General features: G+C 64.8%; 11 protein-coding genes and 3 pseudogenes. 6 read left to right on the top strand and 8 right to left on the bottom strand.

Translation table 11 applies throughout. The annotated features are described in order from the left end of the window. Window positions 1–743: 743 nt before the first annotated feature. The 4 genes and pseudogenes from IEW98_RS14430 to IEW98_RS14415 all read right to left on the bottom strand — a co-directional run. Window positions 744–866, bottom strand: a pseudogene (locus IEW98_RS14430) (IS5 family transposase); the annotation flags it as partial. 123 nt (window positions 867–989) lie between these two features. Further along, window positions 990–3,155 (bottom strand): TonB-dependent receptor, encoded by a 2,166-nt coding sequence (locus IEW98_RS14425; RefSeq protein WP_243450794.1) that lies wholly within the window; start codon window positions 3,153–3,155, stop codon window positions 990–992. Window positions 3,156–3,421: 266 nt separating this feature from the next. Beyond that, window positions 3,422–4,424 (bottom strand): annotated as a pseudogene (locus IEW98_RS14420) (IS701 family transposase). Window positions 4,425–4,539: 115 nt separating this feature from the next. Then, on the bottom strand, window positions 4,540–4,701 hold the full coding sequence (locus IEW98_RS14415) for a hypothetical protein (protein ID WP_188763950.1): 162 nt from the start codon (window positions 4,699–4,701) through the stop codon (window positions 4,540–4,542). A 159-nt stretch (window positions 4,702–4,860) separates the two neighbouring features. Here IEW98_RS14415 and IEW98_RS14410 point away from each other — a divergent pair, with 159 nt between their 5' ends. From IEW98_RS14410 to IEW98_RS16575, 5 genes and pseudogenes are all read left to right on the top strand, one after another. Next, entirely contained in the window at window positions 4,861–6,300 is a 1,440-nt protein-coding gene (locus IEW98_RS14410; RefSeq protein WP_308785509.1) for a dihydrolipoyl dehydrogenase family protein, read from the top strand. Further along, a complete protein-coding gene (locus tag IEW98_RS14405) occupies window positions 6,297–7,247 on the top strand; it encodes a radical SAM protein (protein WP_188763947.1) in 951 nt (316 codons plus the stop codon). Before IEW98_RS14410 ends, IEW98_RS14405 begins: the two co-directional genes overlap by 4 nt. After that, the gene (locus IEW98_RS14400; RefSeq protein WP_243450793.1) at window positions 7,244–7,573 is read left to right on the top strand and encodes a hypothetical protein; all 330 of its coding nucleotides are present in this window, start codon (window positions 7,244–7,246) and stop codon (window positions 7,571–7,573) included. Before IEW98_RS14405 ends, IEW98_RS14400 begins: the two co-directional genes overlap by 4 nt. Then, the gene (locus IEW98_RS14395) at window positions 7,570–8,331 is read left to right on the top strand and encodes a sterol desaturase family protein (protein WP_188763945.1); all 762 of its coding nucleotides are present in this window, start codon (window positions 7,570–7,572) and stop codon (window positions 8,329–8,331) included. Before IEW98_RS14400 ends, IEW98_RS14395 begins: the two co-directional genes overlap by 4 nt. Further along, window positions 8,331–8,990 (top strand): annotated as a pseudogene (locus IEW98_RS16575) (SDR family oxidoreductase); the annotation flags it as partial. The gene IEW98_RS14395 and the pseudogene IEW98_RS16575, both read left to right, overlap by 1 nt. Before the next feature lie 327 nt (window positions 8,991–9,317). On the opposite strand, the gene IEW98_RS14385 reads toward IEW98_RS16575, so the two are convergent. The 4 genes from IEW98_RS14385 to IEW98_RS14370 are packed head-to-tail and all read right to left on the bottom strand — an operon-like array spanning window position 9,318 to window position 11,395. Next, a complete protein-coding gene (locus tag IEW98_RS14385; protein WP_243450792.1) occupies window positions 9,318–10,085 on the bottom strand; it encodes a glycosyltransferase in 768 nt (255 codons plus the stop codon). Continuing rightward, entirely contained in the window at window positions 10,070–10,621 is a 552-nt protein-coding gene (locus IEW98_RS14380) for a TIGR04282 family arsenosugar biosynthesis glycosyltransferase (protein WP_243450791.1), read from the bottom strand. The genes IEW98_RS14385 and IEW98_RS14380 overlap by 16 nt, the downstream gene beginning before the upstream one ends. 5 nt (window positions 10,622–10,626) lie before the next feature. Then, entirely contained in the window at window positions 10,627–11,070 is a 444-nt protein-coding gene (locus IEW98_RS14375; RefSeq protein ID WP_188763941.1) for a Rieske (2Fe-2S) protein, read from the bottom strand. 10 nt (window positions 11,071–11,080) lie between these two features. After that, complete coding sequence (locus IEW98_RS14370; RefSeq protein WP_188763939.1) at window positions 11,081–11,395, bottom strand: hypothetical protein; 315 nt, start codon at window positions 11,393–11,395, stop codon at window positions 11,081–11,083. A 135-nt stretch (window positions 11,396–11,530) separates the two neighbouring features. Here IEW98_RS14370 and IEW98_RS14365 point away from each other — a divergent pair. After that, on the top strand, window positions 11,531–11,836 hold a 306-nt coding region (locus IEW98_RS14365), incomplete at its 3' end, for a transposase (protein ID WP_243450790.1).

The raw sequence follows: 11,836 nt of genomic DNA, 5'->3' as shown, positions 1-11,836 counted from the left end.
GATCAAGTTAAAAGAACCGACGCGATTCTGGGATCGTCGTTTACCAATCGGTTCCAGCGAAGGGTAAGCGGCAATTCCGCTTTCAGGCTTTAAAGAAAATCAGCCGTATATCCGATACTGGGGCACCTTGCAGGCCAACGGCTTGGAAGGAATCAAACGGCCGCTTCGGGCGGAAGCTGCCGTTCGACCGTGGTCGTGAGATCGTCCGCAACTGGGTCGGAAGCGGCCGTGCTGCCAGTGTCCGCAAGGGGACCCCTTCGGCAAGCCCGGCGCCGTTCAGATCAACGATCTCGCGATCTATGCTAGGATCTCGCTGTGTCAGTCACGCGGGTCTGAGCGTATTCCCACGGCCTCGCCACTCTCGCTCCGAGATGCCGAACAAAACATTTCGAATAAGCTACATTCGGTGCCCCGGACGTGACAAAACTGGGCAACGTAATCATAGGATGATTTCAGTTCCCCTTGCCTGCCCCGACCGACTCTCCGAGCTGTAGACTGTCGAAGCCGTTTATGACCGCTACGTACAAAGCGGCGAGATTGACGACGAATACGACGAGGACGGAGTGCTGGTCTCCAGCGCTCGCCACCAGTTGCGGTGGGACGCTATGCAAAAGTCGATGGCGCAGACTGTCGTTCGGCAGGCCTTCGTCACCAGCATATTCCATCTGTGAGAGTACTCGGCCCGATATTGGACGGGCAATCAGGTTGCCGATTTCCGTGAGTTGAAGCGCATGGTCAGGGCGCTAGGAGACGTTGACAAATTCACGCATCCACAGCCGGATTGAGACGAGGTGGATAAAGCCAAGATGGCTACCTGCGGTGTTGTCGTATCGCGTTGCAAGGCGGCGGGCATTCTTGAGCTTGTTGAGCATCGCCCGAGCCCGTTCAAACAAACCGAGCCACCTCTGCCCTCCCACCGGACGGACTGCCCACTGCTATCCTCGATTGGAGGCGCTCCTGCCAATCAACAAAGCTTACCCCGATCATGTTCAGAACCGCGCCGTCAAGCCGGCCTTGAACGCGGTTGGTGAACCGGGCGTGATGTTGTTGTTGTTATTCGCGTACAGAAAATAATGCGTGTTAAGGACGTTCTCGACATTGACCTGCAAGGTAAGGCGCTCGCTCAAGTCGCAGAGCGCAGCGGCATCGACGCGGGTGTAGCCCGGCATGGAAACAAAATTGTCGGTGCTTGCGAAGCGGCGTCCCTGGCGGATCACGCCGATCGCGCCGCTTAATCCTGCACCGGAATTGAACCGCGTCCAAAGCGATCCGCTATGCTTTGGCACATTGGCCAGCTGGTTCCCGGCGACCACCGTACCCGATACGGTGTCGCGGAACTTGGCGTCGGAATAAGTATAGGCACCCACGACGCTCAACTGGTCGGTAATTGATCCCTGCGCGCTCAGCTCGACACCTTCGGTACGCTGGCGACCGATCGGGATGGTTCGCGAGGCGGCGTTGTTCGGATCGCTTAACGCCAGCACGTTGCTGCGATCGAGCCGGAACACGGCGGCAGTGACGTTGAAGCCGGGGTTGATATCCCACTTCACCCCGACTTCGTAGTTCTGGTATTTTTCGGGGTCGAGACTCTGATTGGCAATCGAAAGACCGGCTAACTGATCGCCGCCGCGCGGCAGATAAGTCCGCGAATAAGCTGCGTAGATCGATGCATTCTCGGCCGGCTTGAAGATCAACCCGGCGCGCGGTGACCATAGATTGTCGGTCACGTCGAATTCGCGCTGCTGGGTTGCGGGCACAAACGCTGCCGAACGCCGGTCGGTTACCCTAGTGTTGAGATATTCGTAGCGAATTCCCAGAATGAGCTGGAACATGGACGACAATGCGATCTGGTCCTGGACATACCCCGCTGCAATCTCCAGCACGCCGGCGTTGTTGCCGCTGTTGGCAGCGGGACGATAGATTAGATCGGAACGACGGATGTTCGATGCCGTGATCGGCACGAGGATCGACGATGTGCCCACGCTGTCGACACTGCTCATCGGGAAAAAGCCTTCGTTACGGAGGTTTTCGGTTTCTTGCCGTCCCAGTTCCGCGCCGACAAGCAGCGTGTGAGTGATCGGACCGGTCGAAAATTCGGCATTCAGGTCGGTCTGGTTGATCAGGTTCCGCCGCTGGGTTGCATGCTCATAAGCCAGAATCGTGACGCTGGTGCCGGCAGCGTTCGCTGCACCTGGGAAGACGTTGCGGTAGAATTTGTCATAATCGGCGTAGCGGGTGCGGTTGCGCAACGTGAGGGTATTGCTGAAGCGGTGCTCGATATAGAGTGTCCCCGCATCGGTGTTCGTGAAGGTCGGGCTGCCGACCGGATCGCCGAAGAACTGGCCGCGCGGTGTATCGAGCGGCCCGACGACGTTGGTCGCGGAGCCCCCGAACCGTGCCGGGACACCGCGATCGGCGATGCGATCGTCCTGGAAGTGTTCATAGCCAAGCGTCACTGTCGTATTCGCGCCTAAACGAAACGACGCGGTCGGGTTGAAGCCCCAACGGTTGAAGTTCACGTCATCCCGGTAGTTGTCGCTGTTCTGGTACACGCCGGTCACCCGGACCGCTGCGCTCTGAGAGAGCGGCATGTCCAGGTCGAATTGGGCGCGCGTGTTGTTGAAGCTTCCACCCTCCAGCCGAAACTCGCGGACCGCATTCCAATTGGCTACCTTGGTTACCCGGTTGACAAGCCCCCCGATGCCGCCGCGTCCAAAGATCATCGCATTGGGGCCCTTGTAAATCTCAAGCCGCTCGATGTTGTAGAGATCGCGATAGGTCTGGACGTCATCACGCACGCCATCGACAAAAAAATCGCCGGTCGTCGAATTGCCGCGGAACACCAGTGTTTCGCGGTTGCCCTCGCCCTGGGCGGCAAACACACCGGGGACGTAGCGGACGGCTTCGCCGATGCTGTTGGCCGCTTGGTCCTGGATCTGCTTGACGGTGACGATATTGACCGCCTGCGGAACATCGACCAGCGGCGTATCGGTACGCATCGCACCCGTTATTCCCGTTACCTTATAGGTTCCTTGGCTCTCCGCCGTGGCATCGATCGCGGTGCCATAGACGGTTGCCCCCTGGATTCGCACTGGCTCCCGGGCAGCGTTGCCTCGGGGCGTCTCCTGCGCCTGGGCTGTGGCGGACAAGGCCAACGCGGTTGTAGCACTTCCAAGATATATAAGGCGGCTGATCGATGGCACAGAAGGATCCTTGATAATAGTAATCAGTCGCAAGTGCTTTGCGCGACTGGGGAGGAATTGTCTAGTCCTGCATGCTCTGCAAATTTCGCCGGATCCATAGCATTACAGTTGCGTTCTGCGGTTTATATGAGCTTGTTTGGCGTCGGCTTGATGGGCGCGTCGTTAGGTTGACCAGGCTATGATGTGGGCGGGCGGGATGCGGCGTTGGGCCCAGAGGATCAGCGGCGACAGGGTGGTGTCCGCATTCTTTTTGGGTGCGGTGTCTGGTTCGCCCGGCGACGGATCGCGGCCATCATCGCAAAGGATAGCATGACGAGCGACACGTGCCGATGCCAGCCATGCCAGGATCGGGTTTCGTTATGGTCGAGCCTGAGTTCGTTCTTGGTGGTCTCGAAGCTGTCCTCGATCGCCCAGCGATGCCCTTCGACCGACACGAGGGCATGGATCGTCGTTCCAGCCGGACACCAAGTGGTAAAGAACGCCAAATCGCCGTCGGCTATGTTACGGCGGATCAACAGCCCGCGCGTCCATAAACCGGATCCCGCCTCGTCGTATTCGGCAGCATCAAGATCGGCGAGCTCGAGATAGGCCCAGTCATGCAGCCAAGCGCCCTTGGTTCCCTCACCCGCCGACAGCCGCTGCCAAGCGGCCGGATCCAGGCTGCGGGCGATCTCGTCGGCGGTGCCCGAGACGGCGGGTTTACCGGCCCAGGAGCCGAAGTGATGATTGGCGTTGACGCCGAGAACATAGCCATTGCTCGCGCGGCGAAGGGCCTGCTCGATGTCACCGACGCCATAGACACTGTCGGCCGCTACCCACGAGAACAGGACATCAGCAACGATCGCGCGGCCGATCATCTGAACCGAAAGCGCCGGCTTGGTCGCAAACACCGTGCCCACGGGCACATGGCTCGCCGCCATCCGAGCCGGGCTGCCCGTCCAGGCCTTAAGCAGATACAAGGCGCGGTCGACGAAGGCGTGGCCATGGCGCGACACGTACGCCGCGAACACGCCGATAGCAGTTCGTGATCTTGCCCGCCGAGCCGGTATATTGGCGACCAACGCCGCACGACGCCTTGCCCTGCTTCAGGAACCCGGTCTCGTCGATGACCAGCACGGCGTCGTCGGCGCCGAGTGTCTCGATCACATAATCGCGCACGATGTCGCTCAGCGTGTCCGCAACGCGGTCCCGCGTGAACAGGCCACGCATCCTCGCCTTCACACCCCGAAGCGATGATGCCTAAAGTTCCAGCGTCGTCTCGATCGATGCACCCGTCATCTATGACTTCCCATCCATGATAAAGTCGTTGGTTCAAAGCTGTAGAGCAACTGTAATGCTAGGTCATCATATCGGCACGCTTGAACGAATCGATATTGGCGCGGTAGTCGATCGGGTCGGGTGACAACCGGTGGCCGCTGCCGTGGCGCGGCACGAAGCGCACCAGCAGGCCTTCATGGTCAGCGAAGAGCACCGCGTCGGACCGGGGTGCAGGGGCCACTCGACCCCGGAAAGGCCGGACAGGACTACAAGCCCAAACCGCCGACGGTGCCCCAATACGGTCTTCACGATATTTCTTCCTGCGTGCCGGCGCGACTATAAGCAGCGCCGACGGTTCGGCCATGGACCAGCGACGGTAACCACTGTAGCTTGAAACTGCATTCGACCTGAACACCCGAGCGCGGCGTCAAGAGGCGATAACCTGTATACGCACGATCTCATCGTCATCGGCGCGGGTGCGGGCGGGTTAACCGCCAGCGGCGGCTGCGCGCGGCTGGGCCTGCGTGTCGCTTTGATCGAGCGCGGGGCGATGGGTGGCGACTGCCTGAACACTGGCTGCGTGCCTTCGAAGGCGTTGATCGCCGCGGCACGACGCGCGCACGACCTGCGCACCGGTGCGCGGCTCGGGATCGCTGCTGCCGACCCGGAGATCGATTTTGCCGCGGTCCACGCCCATGTTCACCGCGCCATCGCGAGAATCGCGCCTGTCGACAGCGTCGAGCATATGACCGAACTCGGCTGCGAAGTGATCCGGGGCGAAGCAGTACTGACCGGACGTTCGCACGTGACCGTCGGCGGGCTTGCCCTGTCCGCGCCCCGGATAGTGCTGGCGGTCGGGTCGCGACCGCTGGTGCCGCCGATTGAGGGGATCGCGGCGATCCCCTACCTGACTAACGAGACGATCTTCGGCCTGACGGAGCGGCCCGAGCACCTCGTCATCGTCGGCAACGGCCCGGTCGGAGTTGAACTGGCGCAGGCATTCCGACGGCTCGGCAGCCGAGTCACCGTGATCGCACCGGGATCGGCATTGCCGAAGGACGATGCCGATGCCACGGCGGTTGCGGTCGCGGTGCTGCGGGCTGAGGGCGTGGCGTTCGTCACCGGCGAGGTCGTGCGCGCCGAGGCGGGCGTGACGGTCCATATCAAGGACGGCTCCTCCATTGCGGGAAGCCACCTATTGCTGGCGGCCGGACGCAGCGTCGATTTTGCGGCACTCGGACTGGCGGCGGCAGGCATACGGCACGACGCGCACGGCATCGCCACCGACGCGCGACGGCGGACATCGAACCCGCGTATCTACGCAATCGGAGACTGTCGTCCGGGGCCGCATTTTACCCATGTCTCGGGCTATGAAGGGTCGAACATCGTCGTCGAGATCGGCTTCGGCTTGCCGGCGAAGGCCGACTATCGCGCCCTCCCGTGGGTGACGTACACCGACCCCGAGGTTGCTCAAGTCGGGCTGACCGAGGCCGAGGCCCGCATACGGTACGGCGGCAAGATCAACGTCTGGCGCGAGGACTTCGCCGACAACGACCGCGCCATCGCCGAGGGCGACGCGACCGGCTTCGTCAAGCTGATTAAGCACGGTCGGAAACTGGTCGGCGCGACCATTGTCGGCCCCCATGCAGGCGACCTGATCCTGCCCGCGGCAATGATGGTCGCGGGCAAAGCCAGCCTTCTCGGCGTCGCCAACCTGATCGTGCCGTACCCCAACCGCGCCGAGCACCTGAAGAAAGCGGCCTTCGCCAGCCAAGACGCGTTGGTCTTCAACCGCTGGACACGCGGCTGGGCGCAGCTGCTGGCAAGATCGCGCCGATGATCTCGCCGTTTGTTTCCCCAGGGCCGGCGCTCGACCCGGCGAAGTTCCGCGACCCGAGGCGGACCGCGACCGGCGAAACGCGCGCCGTTGTCGCTCCGACCGGCCTGATCACATTGTGGTTCAACACCGGCACGCTGTGCAATCTCGCATGCCGCACCTGCTATATCGAGAGCTCGCCGGTGAACGACTCACTGGTCTTTCTCGGGCTCGAGGACGTACGCCTATATCTCGACGAGATCGCGCAGGGCCGGCTGCCGACACAGCAGATCGGCTTTACAGGTGGCGAGCCGTTTGTGAACCGCGACCTGCCCGCGATGCTCGAACTGTGCCTGGATCGCGGCTTCGACGTGCTCGTCCTGACCAACGCAATGCGACCCATGCGGCGGTCGGAGGCGGCGCTGCTGGCGATGCCGCGTCGCGACCGCCTGACGTTTCGGGTCAGCCTCGACCACCACACAGCCGAGGTCCACGAAGCCGAGCGCGGACCGCGCAGCTGGATTCCAGCGCTGGATGGATTGCAATGGCTGTCGCGAGCCGGATTCAAGATAGCGGTCGCCGGACGCTCGTTGCCCGGTGAGACCGATGCCGCGGCGCGTGCAGGCTATGCGGCGCTGTTCAAAAGTCTCGGCGTCGCCATCGACGCTGCGGATCTCACCGAGTTGGCGCTGTTCCCGGAGATGGACGCAAGCCGCGACGTGCCGGAGATCAGCGCCGCCTGCTGGACGATCCTGAACGTCACGCCGGCAAGCATCATGTGCGCGTCGAGCCGGATGGTAGTGAAGCGCCGCGGCGAACCCGCCCCGCGCGTCGCCGCGTGCACGCTTCTGCCCCGCGACCCGCGCTTCGACATGGGCGCGACGCTGGCCGAGGCCGCGGTTCCGGTGGCACTCAACCATCCGCACTGCGCGCGCTTCTGCGTCCTCGGCGGCGCGAGCTGCGCGGCATGATGTACGCGGCGCGCGCCGGTCTCGACCAAGTGCTGGCGCTCGGCGCGCGTTACGGCGTGGCCCCGTTGTTCTTTGCGGCGATCTATATCGGAGTGATTCCTTTCTTCCTGCTGTTCTTTGGGCTCGCGGTCAGACGGCTGCGCGCTGCGAAGCCGGCCGTACTATGGATCGTCGCGGCGGGTCTGTGCTTCGTCTCGGCGTACCTCTATCTCGCGGTCGCCGGGCGCGGCATCCCGGCCTTAGTGTGGGTGCTTCTGGCCGTGCTAGCAGGTTATGGGGCATTTAACGTGGTGCGCTCGGCACGACGCAAGCTGGGCGGACGATGAGCAAAACCGGGACCGTCCTGCTGCTCGCAGCTATCACGGCCATCGCGCTGGGCGAGCGCCGGCGGCCACTGCGCCGCACCACTCGGCCGGTCCGCCCCCGCATCGCGCGCAACCTCGTCATGGGCGCGATGTGCGCAGGCGTCGTCTTGCTGGCCGAAGCACCGGCGACGCAGGCCATCGCCCGCGCCAACGTGCGCGACCGGCGCGGCCTCGCCGGTTGGCTGCCGGGCGCGCTTGGGCCGGTCGCGGCTTTTGTGGCGATGGACTATGGCTTCTATCGCTGGCACGTCGCAACCCACCGGGTGCCGCTGCTGTGGCGGCTGCACCGGGTCCACCACGTCGACCCCGACCTCGACATGTCGACGGCGCTGCGTTTCCACTTCGTCGACATGGCGGTGTCGCTGCCGTGGCAGGCGGCGCAGGTTCGGCTGAGCGGCATCGGCCCGCGGACACTGGCGGCGTGGAAGCAGTTCTTCCTCCTGTCCATCCTGTTCCACCATTCCAACCTACGCCTGCCGGCACGCTGGGATGCGTGGGCCTCGCTAGTGCTGACGACGCCGCGGATGCACGGCATCCACCATTCGCAATGCCTCGCCGAGCGCGAGAGCAACTGGTCAAGCGGGCTCAGCCTGTGGGACCGCCTGCACGGCACTTTCGTCGCCGGTGTCGAGCCAGCGCGCATTCTTATCGGGGTCGACGACGCGGCAGCCGGCGCAGACGTCGCGCTCGGGCGTGCTCTCGCGGCGCCGTTCGCCTGATGCACGTCGTCGTCACCGGGGCGGCCGGGCTGATCGGCGGCGAGGTCGTGCGCCGCCTGGCCGATGCCGGCCACGCCGTCACCGCACTGGTCCATCGCACGCAACGCATCGTCGCCAACGACGGCCGCGTCATTCCGAGCCGCCCTTGGGAAGGGCCGCCGGCACCGGGGGCGGTCGCAACGCTCGCCGCCGACGTGCGGGCAGTGGGCCTCGGGCTCGCGGTCGATCCGCGCCCCGACCTGATCGTCCATGCCGCGGCGATTACCGCTTTCGATGCGCCGCCCGAGACCTATCGCGCGGTTAACGTCGATGGCACCGCCAATATCGTCGCCCTCGCGGAGCGGCGGGGCACGCCACTGCTTCAGATCAGCACCGCGTACGTCTGCGGGACACGCGACGGGTTTATCGGCGAGGGCGAGCGCGGCACTGCCTTCACCAACGTCTATGAGGCAAGCAAGGCAGCCGCGGAAGCGCTAGTCGCGGCGGCGGCGGGGCGCGGGCTGCCGGTGGTCGTCGCGCGGCCCTCCATCGTCGTCGGCGACAGCCGCGACGGCGCGCTGCGCGAGTTCGGCAACATCTATGCGGTGTTCCGCCTGATCGCCGAGCGGCGGCTGCAGACGCTGCCCGGTGCCGCGGGCGCGGCGCTTGACCTCGTGCCGATCGACCATGTCGCCCGCGGCATCGTCGCGCTGGCGCAGGGGTTCGAAGGTGCGCGGGGCCGCACTGTACATCTCGTCGCGGCAGCGGCGACCCCGCTCGCAGCGCTTGGCGATGCGATCGCGTCCGTGCCGGGGCTCGGCCGGCCAATCTTCGTGCCTCCCGAAGCGTTCGATGTAAGCGCGCTGGCACTGCCGGAGCGGCGCTGGCACGCTGCTGCGGCTGCGCTCTATACCGCCTATCTTCTGCGCGCGCCGCGCTTCGACACGACGAACGCCGAACTGTTGGTGCCGCCCTGTCCCCCGACCGATGCGGCGTGGTTGCGCCGGTTAGTCGCGGCATGCGTCGCGCGCGGCTTTGTCACCGCACATCGGGATAGTGCTTCCCCAGCGACCGGGGATGTTCAGGCCCCACATAACGCCGACCTTCAAATAGACCCAGTTGGCGCGCCATTCGCCCCAGCGGGCAACACGGCGATCGGACGTCAGGACGATACGGTTGACCAGTCGCGCCCGACCCAGCCGCGCCATGCGGACGCAGAGGTCGGCCTCCTCCATCACCATCATCCGCGCGTCGAACCCGCCGACGGCGTCGAAGTCGGCGCGGCGAAAGAACATCGCGTGATCGCCGAACAGCAGCCGCCCGCCGCGCAGGAACAAATGCGGGCGAAATATCAGCGGCGCGTACCAGGTCTTGATCCAGTTGTGGAACGAGGTCACCCAGCGCACCTTGTCCGGCCCCGACAGGATCGCGGTAAACCCACCGAGGTTGATGCGCGGGTCGGCAAACGTGCGCAGGATCACGTCGACAGCGTCGTCGGGCAGCCAGGTGTCGACGTGAAGGACGCATACGACCGGCGCGCTCGTCGCCGCGATACCCGCGTTGCACTGCGCCGCGCGCCCGCGCGGCCCCTCGATGACGGTCAACCCGCCGGCCCGCGCGACCGCGACGGAGGCGTCGCTGCTGCCGCCGTCGACGACGACGATCTCAGACGGTGCCGGATAGAGCGCAGCGAGACAGCGCAGCAGTCGTGGCAACACGGCTGCCTCGTCGAGCATCGGCACAACGATGGCGACCGCCGTCACAGCGCCGGCCACTTCGCGAGATCGTCGGGCCGGTCGAGATCGGCAAGCGTCTCCAGCGTGACCGGGGGCACGGCAAGCTTCGCGACCGTGTCCGCAAACACCGTCGAAGTGCCCCAAGCCACGCCCTCGAACAGCGGCGGCATCGGCGCGGCGAGACCGAGCAGCCAGTAGCCGCCGTCCTCCGCCGGGCCGATCACCACCGGCGCATCAGCCAGCGCGGCGGCTGCGCGGCGCAGGTGCCCGGCGGTCAGGTCAGGGATATCGGCACCGACGAGGACCACCGGCGCGGTCGCCGCTGCGCGCGCCAGCCGGGCACCGAGGTCGCCATCGCCCTGTTCGACCAGCAGCAAATGCTCGCCGAGCCACGCCGCGAAGTCCGCCAGCGGCGCCCCGGTAACCCAGACCTCGACCTTTAGGCCGGAGGCACAGCAGGCAGCGACGGCGCGCTCGGTCAAGCGGCGGTGCAGCGCTGCAGCGCCGTCTGCCCCGAGTGCCGGGATCAGCCGTGTCTTGGCGCGTCCTGGTTCGGGCCAGCGAGTGAACAACACGACCCTCACGCGCGGCGCGCGACGACGATGCCGTTCTCGATCCCGATCGCCGGAGCGGGTGCCAGCCGAATCCCACGCCCGTCGGCGCTGCGCCCAGTCGCGACATCGAAACAGTAGCCATGCCACGGACAGCGGATACGCCCGTTCTCGACGACCGCTTCGTCAAGCGGCCCGAGCCAGTGCAAGCAGCTAACGCTGTGCGCGACGAGCCTGCCGTCGAGATCGACCAGCCGGAAGCGTCCCGGCCCGAACGCGAACACGAGCGGCAACGCCAGGGCGGCAGCCGGGCCAACCTCGACGCACTCAGGTATCGGAGTTCGCTCGGCGGGCACCAGCGCCGCTTCGCGGAGGCGCATCATTGTCTCATCCTCGTCCCATAGGGTCTTGTAGACCACCCCGATCATCGCGCGCCGTCCGGGATCGGCAACGGACACATAGTATTCGACCACGACGCCGGTTTCATAGTGCCCGTTCGGTGCAAGCGCGACGCGGATTTTCGCTCGACAGGCGAGGGCCGGCTTCGGTCGTCACACGATAGCCATGCTGCGCCTTGTCGACATCGAGGCGCAACACCTGCGCCGCGCGAGCATCGCCCGGCTGCGGCGTCAGCCGGATACGCCAGCCGCCGGCACCGGCATCGATCAGTTCAACTGCGGCGAAACTGCCTGCGTGGAGTACAGGCAGATGCTCCCAATCGAGGACATTCTCCCATATACGTTCGAGACTGGCGCCAACGCGGCGCCAGTAGGTTCCCGCAAGAAAAGCGTTGGTCACAACTTCTAATGCCACGGAAAGGGCGAGCGATAAAGCCCGACCGACGTGCTAGAGGTGGCTCGGCTAATCTGCACATTCGGCTAAGTGGAGTTTCTGCCTGAAGGCGGCCAGGATGGCTGCCGAACAGGAGACCAGATGACGAAGCGAACACGCCGGAACCATAGTCCGGCTTTCAAGGCGAAGGTGGCACTGGCTGCCGTGAAGGGCGAGAAGACGCTGGCTGAGTTGGCACAGCAGTTTGACGTTCACCCGAACCAGATCACGACTTGGCGCGGGCAGTTGCTGGAAGGTGCTGCCGGGGTTTTCGGCTCTGACAGCCACGCTGAGCCGGCGGAACCGGCGATCGACGTGAAGACCTTGCACGCCAAGATCGGCGAGCTGACGAAGGCGCACGATTTTTTGTCCGGGGCGCTCGGCAAGGCGGGACTGTTGCCGAGCGCA

This window comes from Sandarakinorhabdus glacialis (assembly GCF_014643455.1).
GTDB classification, from domain to species: domain Bacteria; phylum Pseudomonadota; class Alphaproteobacteria; order Sphingomonadales; family Sphingomonadaceae; genus Sandarakinorhabdus; species Sandarakinorhabdus glacialis.
This window is presented reverse-complemented; position numbering and strand designations above follow the sequence as displayed.

What these genes read in the sequence shown, in the direction of transcription:
- IEW98_RS14405 (WP_188763947.1), top strand. Translation starts at nt 6,297, where the DNA reads ATGATCTCGCCGTTTGTTTCCCCAGGGCCGGCGCTCGACCCGGCGAAG.
- IEW98_RS14400 (WP_243450793.1), top strand. Translation starts at nt 7,244, where the DNA reads ATGATGTACGCGGCGCGCGCCGGTCTCGACCAAGTGCTGGCGCTCGGC.
- IEW98_RS14395 (WP_188763945.1), top strand. Translation starts at nt 7,570, where the DNA reads ATGAGCAAAACCGGGACCGTCCTGCTGCTCGCAGCTATCACGGCCATC.